This window comes from Enterococcus sp. DIV1096b, from assembly GCF_050498765.1.
Lineage (GTDB): Bacteria > Bacillota > Bacilli > Lactobacillales > Enterococcaceae > Enterococcus_D > Enterococcus_D entomosocium.
In genome coordinates, this window is record NZ_JBMHEK010000001.1 from 322804 (window position 1) to 340782 (window position 17979).

Genomic DNA, 17979 nt, shown 5'->3' on the forward strand with positions numbered 1-17979 from the left:
GAATCTTGTTTTTTTAGTGTCCTTTTTTTAATAGGACAAGTAAGTTCTTTGAGGAGAGGAAAGGGGCGATTTCTTCCAATTCATCTGTTGAGAAGGGCAGTGCTTGAACGAGATGGCAGATCGTTGCTTCTGTCAGAAACGGCAGCAGTTCTTCGATTTCATCATAAGACAAGCGTTCTGATGCGGTAACGTTTGGCTGTTCCAGGGCCGTCAGCAGGAGTTCATCCAGATACGGTGCAGGTAAAAAGGGAAGCAGTTCTTCAATCTCAGAAAAGCGAAAGTCAGGGGTTTCAAGCCAGCCTTTGATTTCTTCCGCCAAAAAGTTGGGGGTTAAAAAGGGCGCCGCCTCTTCCCAAAAAGCCATGGAATAGTGGTTGCCTTTAAGGATCTCTTCTATTTGGGGCTTTTTCAAAAACGGCAAGAGTTCTTCCATGACATCTTCTGGGATATTTTCGACGCCATTAAGCAAGTGCTGCAAGTCAGCACTATTCAAATGAGGTGCTAGTCTAGGCAATAAGTCTAGGTCTAAAGAAGATTCTTGAAACGGTTCTTCTTGAATCAGTGCCGATAGTTCTTGCGGTTTGATCAGCGGAGCTAGTTCGGCGATTTCTTTTGGCTGCGCGGTTCCTGCTTGATAATGTTGAACCGCAGCTGCTGGCTTCCCTAACATCTCATCGATCGATAGGCCTAAAATCGCCGCTAGCTGCGGCAATTTTTCAATGTCCGGCAGTGAGTTGCCCCGCTCCCAATTACTGACCGCTTGATAGCTGACAAGTAATTGGTCTGCCAAGTTGCTTTGGGTCAGATTTTTTTCTTTGCGTTTGGTAGCGATCTGCTGACCAATTTTTCTCATGTTGAATTCACTCATAAATGAATTCCCCCTTTCATGCTCTAAGTATAGTTTCTCAAAAGGTGAAAACGCAATCAAGCTGTGATTGAGTCGGCATTTGCCTGCTCAATCACAGCTTGAGTTTACGAATGGATCAGCTGAAGGAGGTGTTCACCAAACGCTTGTGTCGTTAAACAGACGGCTTCGGGCATCAACTGTGCGAAGTCGGCAGTGACGTGCTGACTTTGCAAGGCTTGTTCAATGGCTTGCGTCAGTATTGCAGCAGCTTCCGGCCAGTTCAAATGTTCTAATAGCATGCACGCCGATAGCAGCAGTGAACAGGGATTGGCTTTGCCAAGTCCTGCGATATCCGGTGCCGTTCCGTGGGTAGCTTCAAAGATGGCTGCCCCAGTATCGTAGTTGATATTGGCGCCGGGGGCGATCCCGATGCCGCCAACTTGTGCAGCGAGTGCATCAGAAATGTAGTCGCCGTTCAAATTACAAGTGGCAATGACATCGAATTTTTCTGGATACAAAAGGATCTGCTGTAAAAAGTTGTCGGCGATCACATCGTTAACAACGATCTTTCCAGCCGCTTTGGCCGAGGCAAGGGCGGCTTCGGCTGCCTTTGAACCATTTTCTGCTTTGATTTTGTTGTATTGATTCATTGTAAAACACTGGTCGGCGTACGTGGTTTCTGCAAGCTGATAGCCCCAGTTTTTAAATCCGCCTTCTGTAAATTTCATGATATTGCCTTTATGCACCAGTGTCACCGTGGGTCGCTTTTGAGTAATCGCATACTCAATGGCAGCAGCGATCAAGCGTTGACTGCCTTCTAAAGAGATCGGCTTGATGCCAATAGCGGAAGTTTTAGGAAAACGAATCGCCTTGACGGCAAAGTCTGCTTGCAGTGTCTGGATCAAACGCTGTGTTGCATCGTCGTCTTTGGCAAATTCGATGCCAGAATAAACATCTTCAGTATTTTCTCGAAAGATCACCATATCGGTTTTTTCTGGCTGTGTTAAAGGCGAAGGGACCCCTGTAAAATAGCGAACAGGTCTGACACAGGCATAAAGATCCAGGGTCTGCCGTAAGGTGACATTCAAGGAGCGAAAGCCCTCGCCAATCGGGGTAGTCAACGGTCCTTTCAAGGCGTATTGCTGGGCCTTGATCGTATCGATGGTTGCTTGCGGCAGCCATTCCCCTGTCTGTTCAAAGGCGGCTTCTCCAGCTAAAACTTCCAGCCACTCGATGTGGCGCTGATTGTCATAAGCTTTATTCACGGCTGCATCAATCACAGGTTGCGCAGCCTGCCAAATCTCGGCACCGATGCCGTCTCCTGCAATGTAAGGAATGGTGATCGTCGTTGCTTCATGGGTTGTTTGGTTAGACATGGGCAGCTCCTCCTAATTCCGCTTTTTTTCGAATGACCATTGGCAAAATTCCTTGATGCTTCCAATAGCGAATATCTGCAGGGGCATCAAAGCGTAGACGGGTCATAAAGGAGACAGTCCCTCCGTCGGTCCGTTGCGCAGTGACTTCGACCAGCTGCTTGACCGCTGGCTCTTCTGGCAAAGCGATCGAGAATGTTTCGCTGCCATCTAAAGCAAAAGAGGTGGCACTTTCACCAGCCAGATATTCAAGAGGAATGATCCCCATCATGACCAAGTTGCTGCGATGGATCCTTTCGAAGCTTTCTGCTAAGACGACTTTAACGCCTAACAATTGTGTCCCTTTGGCGGCCCAGTCGCGAGAAGAACCCATGCCATAATCTTTACCAGCTAAAATGATACAGCTTTGGCCGGCTTTTTGGTAATTCGTAGCGGCGTCAAATATCGACAAGGTTTCCCCAGTTGGAAAATAATGCGTGACACTGCCAGTACTGCCAGGAACCAGCTGGTTTTGCAGACGGATGTTGCCGAAAGTCCCCCGCATCATAATCTGATGATTGCCGCGCCGCGAACCAAAGGAATTGAATTCACGATATGGAACTTCTTTTTCTTGTAAAAATTTTCCGGCTGCTGAATCCATACTGATGCTGCCGGCAGGAGAAATATGGTCAGTGGTGACGGAATCGCCCAATTTTGCCAAGACTTTCAGATCGGCTAAGACATCTGGTTTAGGCAATTCTTTGGTCAATGTTTCAAAGTAGGGTGGATGAGCAATGTAAGTAGATTGTTCCTCCCATTCATAACATGCGCTCGTGGTGGTTTCGATCGCATTCCAGCGTTCATTGGCATCAAAAAGATGCTCATAGGCAGCGCGAAATGCTTCTGGTCCGACGTATTCTTGAACGTAAGCATTGACTTCTTCATTGCTAGGCCAAATATCAGACAAATACACCGGCTCGTCATTGACGATAGCTAATGGTTCTTTTGTAAGATCTTTGCGAATGCTGCCAGCGATCGCATAGGCAACAACTAACGGCGGCGAAGCCAAATAGTTGGCTTTGATCTGTGGATGGATTCTTCCTTCAAAATTCCGATTGCCTGACAGAACCGACGCCACCAGTAGATTTTCCGCCTCAATTGCTTCAGCGACCGGCGCTTCTAAAGGACCGGAATTTCCGATACAGGTGGTACAACCGTAGCCCACTAAATAAAAGCCGAGTTGCTCTAAATACGGCAGCAAACCACTGTTTTGCAAATAGGTGGTCACGATCTGGGAGCCAGGTGCAAGGGAGGTTTTGACCGTACGAGGGACGGTCAAACCTTTTTCAATGGCTTTTTTGGCCAATAAGCCTGCAGAGAGCATGACGAAAGGATTGCTAGTATTCGTACAGCTAGTGATCGCCGCCAAAACGATATCGCCGGTCTCTAATTTGTCTGCTGCAGCATCTGGCCAAGTAACGCTGGCTTCTTTTTGCCATTCATCCTCCGAAAGTCCAAAGCCCTTGGGACCAACGGCTGCCGTGACTGATTGTTCAAAATCCTGACGGACTGCTGGAAGCAAAATCCGATCTTGCGGGCGTTTGGGGCCCGCTAATGCCGGCTGAACTTCTGCTAGATCAATGGTGATCGCCTTAGTATAGGTCGGCACGGTCGTTTCATCATAAAAGAAATGGTTGGCTTTGGCATAAGCGGTAACGAGTTCGATCAGCTCGCTGGAGCGCCCGGTCGTTGCCAAGTAGTTCAAGGTCTCTTGATCGATCGGACAAAAACCGCAAGTGGCACCATATTCAGGGGCCATGTTCGCTAATGTCGCCCGATCGGCTAAGCTCAAATGACCATAGCCCGGGCCAAAGTATTCGACAAATTTTCCAACCACTTTTTCGATCCGCAGCACTTCGGTTACTTTTAGTGCTAAATCGGTAGCTGTGGTACCTGCAGGCATCTCGTTGATAAATTTCACCCCGATGACTTCAGGTGTAGGAAAGAAAGAAGGTTCGCCAAGAATCGCAGCTTCCGCTTCAATACCGCCAACCCCCCAACCGAGGACCCCCAAACCGTTGATCATCGTGGTGTGAGAATCGGTTCCTTGCAATGTATCAGGAAACAGCAGACGTTGTTCTTCGTGTGTTTTTTGCAAGATCACATCAGACAATGATTCGATGTTGACTTGATGAATGATCCCTGTTTCAGGCGGAACGACTTCGAAATTGTCGAAAGAACCTTGTGCCCATTTCAAGAATTGATAGCGTTCTGCGTTGCGTTCAAATTCCCGCTCCGTATTAAAAGCGATCGCCCCGGGCGTACCGGCTTGATCGACTTGCACAGAGTGGTCGACGACGAGTGTGACGGGGATCTCAGGATTGATGTCTTCTGCGGCACCGCCTAAAGCGACCATCGCATCCCGCATGGCAGCCAGATCAACGACTGCAGGCACCCCAGTAAAGTCTTGCAAGACGACCCGCTCTGGTTTGAATGGCACGACACCGGTAGGGCTTTCTGCCTGCCAATTCGCTAAAAATGGTAAATAATCCTCTGTAATTTCCTCGTCTTGATGACGAGCAACACTTTCCAATAAAACTCGAATGGAGTAGGGCAAGCGAGATAAATCAGCCCCTAAGTCTTGGGTGATTTTCGCTAAGTCAATATACGTGTATTGGGTGTCATTGACGGTGAGTTGAGTTTGCCACTTCATAAGAATCCTCCTTTTTACGAAGATAATCGTACTTATTAGGAATAATTATACGTTGATAATTTAAAAAATCAATTAAATTTATGAAAAATATTTCATTTTCTAAACATCGTGCTATAATGTGTGAAAGTTTGTTAAAAAGCAACGATTTTATAGGATGACTATTTTAACGATGTTTGTATACGGTTAAATAACATTGTATTCGATAGTTTGTAGAAAGATTGGAGGTAACATCACCGTGGAAAGATTAGAAAAGAAAGAGAAATTGTCCTATCTTGCATCGCAATGTCAGAAATACAATTTGATAGATATGAATCTTTATTCAGAATATGATGTAAAGCGTGGACTGAGGGATTTAAATGGCACGGGGGTCTTAGCAGGTCTTACGACGATCTCCACCATTTATCCAGAAAAAATCATTGCTGGCAAGCCAGTTGAAGCTTGTGGCGAGCTGCGTTATCGCGGAATTGACATCAATGAGTTAGTAGCAGGGTTCGTCAATGAGAAACGTTTTGGCTTTGAAGAAATTGCATATTTATTACTTTTCGGCGAACTGCCAAACAAAACAGAACTTGCGGCATTTCATTGCCTATTAGCAGAAAAACGTACTTTGCCGACCAATTTTGTTCGTGACGTCATTATGAAAGCACCTTCTTCTGATATCATGAATAGTTTATCGCGCAGTATCTTGACACTGGCAAGTTATGATCCGCAAGCAGATGACATCAGTATTGAAAATGTGTTGGAACAAAGTCTGATGCTGATCAGTGTCTTTCCACTCTTGGCAATCTACGGCTATCATGCCTACAATCATTACAATCAAGGGGAGAGCATGTACATCCACCGCCCGACCGAAGAGTTGAGTACAGCTGAAACGATTTTGACTATGCTGCGTCCAACGAAAGAATATAGCTTCCAAGAAGCCCAAACATTGGATATGGCACTGGTTTTGCATATGGAACATGGCGGCGGGAATAATTCGACCTTTACGACACGAGTCGTTACCTCCAGTGGGACGGATACCTATTCAACGATTGCTGCAGCGCTAGGTTCTTTGAAAGGACCTAAACACGGTGGCGCCAATATCAAAGTGACGGAAATGATGGGAGATTTGAAGCGCAACGTTGCTGATATTACCGATGAACAGGCCATCCGCACTTATTTGGAAGCAGTCCTAGATAAAGAAGCATTTGACCGTAAAGGATTGATTTATGGCATGGGCCACGCGGTTTACAGCGACAACGACCCTCGTGCGGCGATCTTTAAAAATTATGTAGCCAAACTGGCACAAGAAAAAGGATCAGAAGCTTGGCAAGAATATCAATTGTATACGATGGTCGAACGCATTGCTCCTCAAGTCATCAATGAAAAGCGCAAAATCTACAAAGGAGTCAGTGCCAATATCGACTTTTTCAGCGGGTTTGTTTATAACATGTTGGATCTACCAGAAGAACTGTATACACCAATGTTTGCTATTGCACGGATCGTTGGTTGGTCCGCCCATCGGATCGAAGAGCTGGTCAACGCACAAAAAATCATGCGCCCCGCCTATAAAGAAGTGTCAAATGATCGCGAATATATCGATATAGAGTCAAGATAGATCAAAACAGCAGGGAGGACGCTCGCTGCTGTTTTTGTTTTGGACATTTGAAAAGATGGTATTGAGCTGTTTTTGCGTATTTTTACTAGAGAGCAAATGAATGGCTTGGATCATTCATTCGTTAGAAAAATCAAGTATTTCTCCTTTTTCATATAGGAATGCAAAAATTGATTACAAAGTTTCTTGCATTTTTTGTATGATAGAGGGAGGAATAAAGGAGGAAAGTTCACGAATGAAAATAAAGAAATGGATGGCAATTGCCATTATTACCAGTCAATTTTCAACATTGCTGCCAGTATCAGCGGCTGCGGCTGTTTTAACGAGCGAGTCTACTGCTGGTCAAAATACAGCTGAGTCAACGGTTCCGGGAGTGAACGGGCCAACAATGGGCTTGGTCCCTGAAGATGCCGCAACGGTACCAGGAGAAAACGGCGAAGTAGTTCCAGGAGAGTCAACACCTGTTCCTGAACAGCCAACACCAGAACCATTGCCAGAACCGGAACCAACCCCGACGCCAGAACCAACACCAGAAGAACCGGTACCAAATCCTGATCCAGAGCCGAATCCAGAGCCGAATCCAGAGCCAGAACCAACACCTGAGCCGGCGCCAGAACCAGAAGAACCAGCACCAAACCCAGAACCAGAGACAACACCAAATCCAGAGCCAGAATCAACACCAAGCCAGCCTTCGCCTGACATCAAAGAAGTACCGAACGTACCAGAGTTGACGGTAACGCCGCCGCAAGAAGATGAGCCAGCAAAATTTGAAGTCACGCCAGTCAAAGAAACGTGGGACTTTATTATGGAGATTGGAGAAGATGCTCGTAAAGTTGGACAAGAAGAAGATCTTTACGCATCGGTCATGATTGCACAAGCGATTTTAGAGTCTGGTAGCGGAAGAAGTCGTCTGAGCCAGGAGCCTTTTTATAACCTATTTGGTATTAAGGGACTTTATGAAGGGAATGGGATTTCCTTCCAAACGCAAGAAGACGATGGTTCCGGTAATTTATACACAGTTCATGCCACGTTTCGCCAATATGACAGTATCGAATCTTCTTTGAAAGATTATGCGAAATTGTTGAAAGAAGGATTGGACCACAATCCGAATTTTTATAAAGGTGTTTGGAAATCAGAAACGGAGTCTTATGAAGATGCCACGGAATATCTGACCGGGCGTTATGCATCAGATACACAATACAATGAGAAGCTAAATGCGCTGATCGAAGCATATGCTCTGACGAGTTATGACAAAGAGAAACCAGAATTACCGACAGGCAGCGAACAGATGATCTATCCTGTCAGCAATCCAGTTGTCTCTTCTGTCTTTGGTCCACGAGGCAATGGGTTTCATCGTGGAGTGGACTTCGCCGCCCCGCAAGGAACGCCGATCATGGCTAGTCTTTCAGGAACGGTGATCCGCTCAGAGTATCATTCTTCATGGGGGAATTATGTTGCTATCGAGCACAAAGATGGGCTGACGACATTGTATGCGCACAATCATCGCAATTTAGTGGAAGTCGGTCAAACGGTCGAACAAGGCGAAGTGATTGCTTCCATGGGAAGTACGGGGAACAGTACAGGTCCTCACTTGCATTTTGAAGTTAGTCTTTCACCTAGTTTAACCCGGCATCAACTGATTGATCCATTAGATGCCTTGTCAAAATAACAAAGAATAAAAGAGAGCAGTGTAGCTGCTTTCTTTTTTTTGTCAAGAAAAACGAATCATTTCAAGAAAATTATGCTTCGAGATTTTTTTAGCGCATTCATTTTATCTTGCACGATAAATTTATTCCGAAAACAAGTGTTTTTCTTTGTAAAAAAAACAAAAAGAATTTATGCTAGAAAGGTAGGGAAAAAAATTCCCAAGAGGAATGTCCACTTTAGACAAGGTCGTGTATGCGACTTTGCGATGTCTCTAGTATCCTTTCTTATTTAACCAAGGAGTGTGAAAAATGACTGACGATCAGCAAACAACGAATGTGTCTAATGAAGCAGCGCAAGCAAGTCCACTGTCCTTTGAAGAAAAAGTCATTGAAACAATTGTTGGTGTCGCTTTGCAGTCAATTGATGGCTTGATTAGTGTAAATGGCAGATTTCTTTCAGATATGACCGAAAACCTTGAAGAACAGCCGCAAGTCGCTTCTGGCATCGATGTGGAAGTTGGCAAAGAAGAGGTTGCAGTTGATTTGGAAGTAATCGTGGCTTACGGCAAAGATATCCCTAAACTCTTTGCGCAAGTCCAAGAAGTGGTTTTAGAAGAAATCAGTCGCTTGACTTCTTTAAAAGTTAAAGAGATCAATATTCGAATCGCCGATATCGTCAAACAGGAAACGATCGATCAAATCGAAGGTTGAGCACCACGCAAAAAATCGAAGTACATCAAAGAGAAAGGAAGAATAAACAAATGATATCACTATATACAACACCCAGCTGTACGTCATGTCGTAAAGCCCGTGCATGGTTGACCGAAAATGAACTGCCATTTAAAGAGAGAAACATTTTTAGCGATCCATTAAATAGTGATGAACTAATGGAGATTCTTTCTTTAACAAAAAATGGAACGGAAGACATTATATCTACTCGTTCGAAAGTGTACCAAAAGTTAGACATCGATTTAGAAGAGTTGAAGCTAGAAGAGCTACTTTCATTGATCGAACAATACCCGAACTTATTGAAACGGCCAATTATCTTAGATGAGAACAAGCTCCAAGTGGGGTACAATGAAGAAGACATTCGTAAATTCGTGCCACGAAACTTACGAAAGATCATTTTCAAACGACGCCAAACAGAGCTGCTCATGTTTAATTATCGCCAAAAGCAAGAAGAAGGCGAATCTGTTGCGAACTTTATCTAATAATAGGAACAAAACCGGCAAATGAATACAGCGATGTATCATTGTCGGTTTTTTTGGTATTTTTTCAAGGGTCTTCTTAAGAGGATCAGTAAATCCGTTGATTCCACAAAAAAACACGATTCCAAAAAGGAATCGTGTCGGTTGAAATCTTAAAGTTTTTGGTTGTAGAATTCAACGACTAGTGCTTCGTCAACTTCTGCAGACAATTCATCACGCTCAGGTAAACGAGTTAATGAACCTTCTAATTTTTCGCTATCAAAGCTTACAAATGACGCGCGGCCAGCTGTTGCTTCAACTGCTTCTTTGATTGTTGAGATGTTTTGTGATTTTTCACGAACGCTGATGACTTGTCCAACTTCAACGTGGTATGAAGGGATATCAACGCGTTTGCCATCAACTAAAACGTGACCGTGGTTTACTAATTGACGTGCTTGACGACGAGTAGTTGCTAAACCTAGACGGTAAACAACGTTATCTAAACGTTGTTCTAGCAAGATCATGAAGTTAACACCGTGTTTACCTTCTTTGATTTTGCTTGCTTTGATAAACAATGTACGGAATTGACGTTCGTTCATGCCATACATATGACGCAATTTTTGTTTTTCAGTTAATTGCATGCCGTATTCTGATTTTTTGCCACGGCTGTTTGGTCCGTGTTGTCCTGGAGCGTAAGGGCGACGTGCCAATTCTTTTCCAGTTTCTGATAAAGAAATTCCTAAACGACGAGAAATTTTCCATGATGGTCCTGTATAACGAGACATAATTTAGTTCCTCCAATAAAATAGTTTGGAGTAAAATAATCCGTTGAAAAACTCACATTCGTGCAGTTCGTTCTTCAATCTTCACCTTTGCAGCCGCGGTTACGCAATTGCACCCGAGGGGCAACGAACTGGTGACGAGCTGTTATTTTCCTGCTGCATTATTTTACACAAGGAATAGTATACGACAAACTAGGGGCAAAAGTCAAGATGGAGCTGGCTTTGGATTTGATGAAAACAAAGCTTGAAATTTTTCATTAATTACTTATATTTTCAAATATCTCTTTACAAATCAGCATTTCGTCATTAGAATATGGAAGTATTGTGCAAATTATAACGAAGTAAAATTTTTCATAAAAGGAGTAGAAAAATGAATCCAGTATCCCCATTATTTGAGAAGATCGATTCATCCATAGAAAAGAAAATCGATTTGATCAAGAGTAGTTATTTGCGTTACGCTGTACGTGCGATGATGGCTTGTTTATTCTTGACCCTCGGAACAGCTATTGCTTTTGCGATCGCTATGAAAGGTGAATCAATGGTTCACGGGTTAGGAAAAATTTTGTATGCATTTATGTTTAGCTGGTCTTTAGTCATGATTCTTTATATGAACGCAGAATTAGGAACATCGAATATGTTGTATATGACTGTTGGGGTTTACCGTAAACGTCTAAGTATTCCTTTGGCATTGAAAATTTTGCTTACGTGTGTCTTGTTCAACTTGATCGGCGGGGTGATCTTCGGCTCAATCGTTGCACTGACAGGTCCTTTTCAAGGGCTGACCGCAGACAACTTTATGCTGACCTCGATCACTGCGAAATTAGAAAAATCGACCATCCAAATTTTAGTAGAAGCGATGTTCGCCAATATCGTTGTAAACACAGCTGTTCTAGTAAGCATGCGAATGAAAGACGATGCCGGAAAAGTTGCAGCAATCATTTTCATCATCTTCATTTTTGCTTTCTTAGGATTCGAACACGTTATTGCTAACTTCCCAGCGTTTACCTTAGCTTTCTGGGCTTCAGGCGGACACTTGGCAGGTATGACTGTCGGCAGTGTGATCCATAATTTAGTTTTTGCCTTTATCGGTAACTATATCGGCGGTGGCTTGGTCATGGGGCTGGGCTATGCATGGTTGAACAACTCAAAATCGACCTATGTCGACTAATTAGAACCTACCAAAAGAAGCAGCGATGCTTCTTTTTTTTCTTTTCTCTAACATTTCTCCAGGAAGAAGCCATCATCCCTTAACGGAGCGTTGAAATCAGCGCCTATTTATGTTAAGAATAAGTATGTACGGTTTTTCTTGCTGTTTTTTGTAAAAATGACCGCAACCAAGACCAAAATCTTAGTTACTTCTTAATAGAAAGCGAGCCTTAACCTTTTATGAATCGGAAATTCTTTGCCTTTGATATTGATGGAACCTTGCTTGACTCGAACAAACAGCCACTAGACAGTACGCTAAAAGCCCTTGATCTTTTACGAGATGCTGGCCATTTCGTGACCGTTGCCACTGGACGCAGTCGTTTCCACGCTCAAGATCTTATTCGTTCGTTGTCCTTTGATAATTACATTTTATGTAATGGCGCAGCTGCTTTTCTTTCGCATCAGCAGGTGTATAAAAACTTACTCGATGAAACGCAATTGGCTGCTTTCGTGGCAGAAGCCCAAGAGCTTGGGATCGACACGGCATTTGTCGGGATGGATACAGCGAAACGAGCGTCTTCTTTGGATATTGCTAAAATGGAAGCAGCGATGCATTCTTTTGGTGCCCAACTTCCTGAGTTGGACATGGATTTTCCCGAAGAAAAAGAAGTCTATCAAGCATTGGCTTTTTACGGAAAAGAGTATGAGCATTTCTTTGACGAGAAATACAGCAAACTGCGTTTTGTGCGTTGGCATGAAAACAGTGTGGATGTCGTTCCAAAAGAAGGCTCCAAAGCAGCAACGATCCTGTGCGTCGCGGAACAATTAGGGATAGCGCAAGAAGATGTGATCTGTTTTGGTGATGGCCAAAATGATCGTGAAATGCTGACTGCCGCAGGTGTCGGTGTGGCAATGGGCAATGCGGTCCCTGAGATCCAACAAGTCGCAGATATGGTGACCGCTAGCAATGATGAAGATGGCATCTGGTTAGCCTTGAAAGAATTACAACTGATTTAAAAAGGAATCCTTTAGACATAGCACAGTCGGTTTACGGCATCTGTGCTATGTTTTTTTGTTTTTTCTCGGTCGCAAAGAAAATAAATTGGTACAATAGAAAAAAGGGGGAATGCAGCAAATGAAAATCGCATTGATTGCTCATGATCGAAAAAAAGATGTAATGGTAAAATTAGTGACTGCCTATCGAGAAATTTTAGCGCAGCATGAACTTTTCGCAACAGGAACTACGGGGAAGAGGATCGAAGAAGCAACCCAGTTGCCTGTCCACCGCTACAAATCAGGGCCGCTGGGAGGAGATCAGCAAATTGGCGCCATGATTTCGCAAGATGACTTGGACATGGTGATCTTTTTGCGCGATCCTTTAGCCGCGCAACCCCATGAACCAGATGTAACGGCATTGATTCGCTTGTCAGACGTGTACGAGATTCCTTTAGCTACCAATATGGGAACGGCAGAAATCTTGTTGCGGGGGTTAGCAGCTGGCTTTGCTGATTTTCGACAAGTGATCCACGAAACGGACAATCGTCCCTTGTCGTTATAAAGATAGTAGAAGAATTGAAGAAAAAGGACGTGCAGAATTGAAAGCAATCTTAAAGGATTTTTTGACCTATGCAAAAATGAATACTCGCTCAGATGCGACGAGTCAGACCATCCCAACGACGCCGGGACAAGTTGAGTTGGCTCTTTTATTGAAAGATCAGTTGATCGAGATGGGGGTAGCGGATGTTGCTTACTATGAAAAGAATAGTTTTGTGATCGGACGTCTACCTGGTAATCCTGAAAAAACGGCGATTGGCTTTATTGCCCATGTAGACACGGCAGATTTCGAAGCTGAAAATATTCAGCCGCAGATCCATGAAAATTACGATGGCAAGGATGTTTGTTTAAATAAAGAAAAAGCCATTTATATGACAACTGCTGAATTTCCTAATCTCAAAGACTATGTCGGCGAAACGCTGATCACAACGGATGGAACGACCCTGCTGGGTGCAGATGATAAAGCTGGTATCGCAGAGATCATTGACGCGCTGCGAATCTTACAAACGATGGATGCGCATAAACGTGGCGATGTCTGGGTCGCTTTTGGGCCTGACGAAGAGATCGGGACTGGCGCTGATCGCTTTGATGCGGCGGATTTTCCAGTGGCATTTGCTTACACGATGGACAGTGGTCGTGTGGGGCATATGGAATATGAAACCTTTAATGCTGCTCGTATTGATATAACGATTGATGGTACGAGTGTGCATCCTGGAACTGCTTACGGTCGTTTGGTCAACGCCTTGAAAATCGCGCATCAAATCGACGATGCCTTACCAGCAGAGGAAGTTCCTGAACGCACCCGCGGGTATGAAGGTTTTTACCTACTGCACAATTTGACGGGACATATTGGTCGAGCAGAAGTTTCTTATATCATTCGTGATCACGATCATATGCTTTTTGAACAGCGAAAAGCTAACATCGTGGGGATCATTGACGAATTGAACACAGCCTATGGGCAAGAACGCATCACCTATACGCTGTATGACCAATATTACAATATGGGGGATTTGATCAAGAAAGATCCCCGCAGTATCGAAGCTGCCCGAGCAGGGATGCAAGCGATTGGTGTGACACCGATCGAAGCGCCGTTTCGTGGCGGGACCGATGGCTCGAAAATCACCTATAAAGGCATTCCAACACCGAACTTATTTGTTGGCGGTGAAAACTTCCATGGCCAGTATGAATTTATTACCGTGGAAGCGATGGAAAAAGCCCGTGATTTGATCGTGGCGATCGTGGAACATGTCGGGAAAGAAGACACTACCGTTTCCTAGAGAACGCGGCAACACGCTAGACTAAAGCGAAAAAGTCTAGCGTGTTTTTTTGTTTTGCTGCAAGGAAGAACAGCAAGTGAAAGAACCTTTTTTTTCTGGACCAAAACCCTTATAATAGAAAAGAAGCTAAAAGAGAAGAGGAAAAATGTGTGCGGGTATTATTCATTGGAGATGTAGTTGGTTCATTAGGAAGAGAAACAATCACGGAGTACCTTCCCAAATTAAAGAAGGCGTATCGACCACAGGTGACGATCGCGAACGGCGAGAATGCGGCGGCGGGTCGTGGGATCACTGGTAAAATTTATAAGAAATTTTTGCAAGATGGTGTCGATGTCGTGACATTAGGCAATCATACATGGGACAACCGTGACATTTTTGAATTTATTGGCGATGCGAAGAAAATGATTCGTCCAGCCAATTTTCCAGAGGGAACACCGGGGGTCGGCATGGTGTTTGTGAAAGTCAACACCATTGAGTTGGCGGTGATCAACATGCAAGCTCGCTCGTTCATGGTCGACCTTGATGATCCGTTTCGCAAAATGGATGAATTGGTTGCGATTGCCCGCAAACGTACACCGTTTATCTTTGTGGATTTTCATGGGGAGACTACTAGCGAAAAACAAGCGATGGGCTGGTATTTGGATGGCCGAGTTTCGGCAGTCGTCGGCACGCATACCCACGTACAGACCAACGATGCGCGGATTTTGCCCCAAGGAACGGCTTATTTGTCAGATGTCGGCATGACTGGTCCTTATGATGGGATTTTGGGAATGAAACGCGAACCAGTCATTGAAAAATTTTTGACGGCGTTGCCGCAACGGTTTGAAGTGATTGAAAAAGGCCGCAGTATTTTGTCGGCTTGCTTGCTTGAGATTGATGAAGCCACTGGTAAAGCAAAATCGATCCGTCCGATCCAAATCAGTGAAGATCGCCCGTTTACAGAATAGGAGAAGCATGGAAGAGCAATTAACCAAAGAATCAAACGTTGCCCAAGAGTTGGCTGCTTTGCAAAAGCTTTTGTCTAATCATCCGATCGTTCAAGAATTTCAAGAAATTCAAGTACGAGCCTTGCAAAACCAAGGGCTACTGGAGTTGGAAGAAGCGCTGAAGCAAGCGCAAAAAGAAATCGTTCAATTTGAGCATTATGAGAAACCCGAAGCAAAAAAAGCTGCGGAGCAGCGTTATGCGTCATTGACAAACGAATACGAGCAGCACCCCTTAGTGGTTGCTTATCGCCAAGCGTTACTGCAAGCAGATGAATTGCTGCAATATGTCACGACGGAGATCCAAAAGAAAATGAATAAAGCCATCGAGGAGGATGAAACCAATGCCTCAAAAAACTAAAAATACCCCGATGATGGAACAGTATTTAAGCATCAAGGCTCAGTACCAAGATGCTTTTTTATTCTATCGTTTAGGAGATTTCTATGAATTATTTAATGAGGATGCTGTCAAGGCAGCACAAATTTTAGAACTGACGTTAACCAGCCGCAACAAAAATGCGGAGGAACCGATCCCTATGTGTGGGGTGCCTTACCACGCCGCCAGCAATTACATCGACACCTTGATCGAGCAAGGCTACAAAGTAGCGATTTGTGAGCAAGTGGAAGACCCAAAAACCACCAAAGGAATGGTCAAACGCGAAGTCGTTCAACTGATCACGCCGGGAACGGTGATGGACAGTAAAGGCCTATCCGCCAAAGAAAACAACTTTTTAACAGCTGTTTTGCAGCAAGGGGAGCGTTTTGGCTTTGCCTATGTCGATCTAAGTACCGGTGAATTAAAAGCAGCGCAATTGGAAGATGAAGAAGCCGTCGTCAATGAGGCCGCCGCTCTGCAAACGAAAGAAGTCGTTTTGTGCAGCGAGATTCCTGAATCATTGCAAACGATGCTGACCAATCGCTTGAATGTCGTGTTTTCTAAGCAAGAAACGTTGGAAGAAAATGCCGAATTTCAATTTTTAACGGAACCTCTCTCCCAAGGGTTAGAAAAAGTAGTCACAGGGAAATTGCTAAGTTATTTGGCGATTACCCAAAAACGCAGTTTAGCCCACATTCAGCAAGCCGTGGAATATCAGCCGGATCATGCCTTGAAAATGGATCATTATTCCAAATTCAACTTAGAATTGACGCAGTCGATTCGAACCGGAAAAAAACAAGGGACTCTTTTGTGGTTGCTGGACGAGACAAAGACCGCAATGGGGGGACGTTTGTTAAAGCAATGGTTGGATCGTCCCTTGATCCAGCCAAAGAAAATCACTGCCCGCCAAGAAATGGTCCAATCGTTACTGGACAGTTTCTTTGAGCGAGCGGATCTGCAAGAAGCGTTGACGAAAGTCTATGACATGGAACGCCTAGTCGGACGGGTCGCCTTCGGAAATGTCAATGGCCGCGATTTGCTGCAGTTGAAATCTTCTTTGGAGCAAGTGCCTTTGATCGCGCAATTGCTGCAGGGGATCAACCGTGGCGAGTGGAATGACTTGCTGCTGGAATTAACGCCTTTAGATGATTTGGTTGCACTGATCGAAGCGGCGATCGATGAAGATGCCCCGTTGCAGATCACAGAAGGCAACATCATCAAAGACGGGTTCCATCAACAATTAGATGAATACCGTACGGCGATGCGTAATGGCAAGCAATGGTTGGCGGAATTAGAAGCCAACGAACGTCAAGCGACGGGGGTCAAAAACCTGAAAGTTGGGTTCAACCGCGTCTTTGGCTATTACATTGAGATCACGAAAGCCAATCTAGTGAATTTAGATACCTCTCGCTACGAGCGCAAGCAAACCTTAGCCAATGCGGAACGCTTTATTTCACCCGAGTTGAAAAAACTGGAGACTTTGATTTTAGAAGCCGAAGAAAAATCGGTGGATTTGGAATATCGCCTCTTTCTTGACGTTCGTGAAGAAGTGAAAAAGAGTATCACACGTCTACAAAAGTTAGCCAAAGCCGTCAGTGCGGTCGATGTCTTACAAAGTTTCGCCACGGTTTCGGAACGCTACCAATACGTGCGGCCGACAGTAGCGAAAAAACGAGCAGTATCGATCATCGATGGCCGTCATCCTGTAGTGGAAAAAGTCCTTGGTCACCAAGAGTACATTCCAAATAGTATCGTGATGGATGAAGAAACAGAGATCCTGTTGATCACAGGACCAAATATGTCTGGGAAAAGTACGTACATGCGGCAGTTTGCCTTGCTAGTCATTATGGCGCAGATCGGCTGTTTCGTACCGGCAAAATCTGCAGAGATGCCGATTTTTGATCGGATCTTTACTCGCATCGGTGCCAGCGATGACCTGATCGCCGGTCAAAGTACGTTTATGGTAGAGATGATGGAAGCCAACCAAGCGCTGCGTCATGCAACACCTAACAGCTTGATTTTGTTTGATGAGTTAGGGCGTGGGACTGCGACCTATGATGGGATGGCATTGGCACAAGCCATCATTGAATATATCCACAAAGAAGTTCATGCCAAAACACTTTTCTCCACCCATTATCATGAGCTGACGGTTTTAGATGAGGAATTGGCACACTTACGCAATGTCCATGTCGGTGCCGTTGAAAAAGAAGGCGAAGTTGTCTTCTTGCATAAGATGATGGAAGGACCCGCAGATAAAAGCTATGGGATCCATGTAGCCAAAATCGCTGGACTGCCAAGTGCACTCTTACAGCGCGCAGCGACGATCCTAAAAGCGCTGGAAGAACATGAACCGACGGTACAGCCAAAACCAGTCGTCGAAGAAAGTCAGCAGTTGTCGTTGTTTAGTGAAGTATCTACGGAAGAAATCGGCGTCATCGATCAATTGAAGAAATTGAATCTGTTGGAAATGACCCCGATGGATGCTCTGAATACATTGTACGAGCTGCAAAAACGAATTTAGA

The 17979-nt window shown here is 44.6% G+C and carries 15 protein-coding genes; 11 read left to right on the forward strand and 4 right to left on the reverse strand.

The annotated features are described in order from the left end of the window. Positions 1–13 precede the first annotated feature (13 nt). The 3 genes from IGJ17_RS01565 to acnA all read right to left on the reverse strand — a co-directional run bounded on the left by IGJ17_RS01565 (position 14) and on the right by acnA (position 4912). Positions 14–868, reverse strand: coding sequence for a helix-turn-helix domain-containing protein (locus IGJ17_RS01565; RefSeq protein WP_429946975.1), 855 nt, complete (start codon positions 866–868; stop codon positions 14–16). 104 nt (positions 869–972) lie between these two features. Continuing rightward, positions 973–2223, reverse strand: coding sequence for an NADP-dependent isocitrate dehydrogenase (gene icd, locus IGJ17_RS01570; protein WP_429946976.1), 1251 nt, complete (start codon positions 2221–2223; stop codon positions 973–975). Next, a complete protein-coding gene (gene acnA, locus IGJ17_RS01575) occupies positions 2216–4912 on the reverse strand; it encodes an aconitate hydratase AcnA (RefSeq protein ID WP_429946977.1) in 2697 nt (898 codons plus the stop codon). Before acnA ends, icd begins: the two co-directional genes overlap by 8 nt. A 235-nt stretch (positions 4913–5147) precedes the next feature. Between acnA and IGJ17_RS01580 the strand changes: the two genes are divergently transcribed. The 4 genes from IGJ17_RS01580 (at position 5148) to spx (ending at position 9363) form a co-directional block, all read left to right on the forward strand. Next, positions 5148–6509 (forward strand): citrate/2-methylcitrate synthase, encoded by a 1362-nt coding sequence (locus IGJ17_RS01580; RefSeq protein ID WP_016619617.1) that lies wholly within the window; start codon positions 5148–5150, stop codon positions 6507–6509. Between the two features lie 232 nt (positions 6510–6741). Beyond that, the gene (locus IGJ17_RS01585; protein WP_429961043.1) at positions 6742–8175 is read left to right on the forward strand and encodes a peptidoglycan DD-metalloendopeptidase family protein; all 1434 of its coding nucleotides are present in this window, start codon (positions 6742–6744) and stop codon (positions 8173–8175) included. Between the two features lie 286 nt (positions 8176–8461). Beyond that, positions 8462–8863, forward strand: coding sequence for an Asp23/Gls24 family envelope stress response protein (locus IGJ17_RS01590; RefSeq protein WP_005227156.1), 402 nt, complete (start codon positions 8462–8464; stop codon positions 8861–8863). Positions 8864–8913: 50 nt separating this feature from the next. After that, positions 8914–9363 carry a transcriptional regulator Spx gene (spx, locus tag IGJ17_RS01595; protein WP_008376310.1) on the forward strand — a complete coding sequence of 150 codons (450 nt, stop codon included), beginning with the start codon at positions 8914–8916 and terminating at the stop codon, positions 9361–9363. Between the two features lie 149 nt (positions 9364–9512). Here the strand turns inward: spx and rpsD are convergent, their stop codons facing one another. Then, positions 9513–10124, reverse strand: a complete 612-nt coding sequence (rpsD, locus tag IGJ17_RS01600; RefSeq protein WP_005227158.1) for a 30S ribosomal protein S4 — start codon at positions 10122–10124, stop codon at positions 9513–9515. 367 nt (positions 10125–10491) lie between these two features. Between rpsD and IGJ17_RS01605 the strand changes: the two genes are divergently transcribed. The 7 genes from IGJ17_RS01605 (at position 10492) to mutS (ending at position 17978) form a co-directional block, all read left to right on the forward strand. Further along, complete coding sequence (locus IGJ17_RS01605) at positions 10492–11289, forward strand: formate/nitrite transporter family protein (protein ID WP_005227159.1); 798 nt, start codon at positions 10492–10494, stop codon at positions 11287–11289. 218 nt (positions 11290–11507) lie between these two features. Next, entirely contained in the window at positions 11508–12284 is a 777-nt protein-coding gene (locus IGJ17_RS01610) for a Cof-type HAD-IIB family hydrolase (protein ID WP_429961044.1), read from the forward strand. Between the two features lie 118 nt (positions 12285–12402). After that, positions 12403–12825, forward strand: coding sequence for a methylglyoxal synthase (locus IGJ17_RS01615; RefSeq protein WP_008376307.1), 423 nt, complete (start codon positions 12403–12405; stop codon positions 12823–12825). Positions 12826–12862: 37 nt separating this feature from the next. Then, positions 12863–14098: a peptidase T gene (gene pepT, locus IGJ17_RS01620; protein ID WP_008376304.1), complete on the forward strand. Its 1236-nt coding sequence runs from the start codon at positions 12863–12865 to the stop codon at positions 14096–14098. A 149-nt stretch (positions 14099–14247) separates the two neighbouring features. After that, positions 14248–15045, forward strand: a complete 798-nt coding sequence (locus IGJ17_RS01625; protein WP_010748642.1) for a TIGR00282 family metallophosphoesterase — start codon at positions 14248–14250, stop codon at positions 15043–15045. A gap of 7 nt (positions 15046–15052) precedes the next feature. Then, positions 15053–15442, forward strand: coding sequence for a YlbF family regulator (locus IGJ17_RS01630; protein ID WP_008376299.1), 390 nt, complete (start codon positions 15053–15055; stop codon positions 15440–15442). Then, entirely contained in the window at positions 15426–17978 is a 2553-nt protein-coding gene (gene mutS / locus IGJ17_RS01635; protein ID WP_429946980.1) for a DNA mismatch repair protein MutS, read from the forward strand. The genes IGJ17_RS01630 and mutS overlap by 17 nt, the downstream gene beginning before the upstream one ends. Position 17979: the final 1 nt, after the last annotated feature.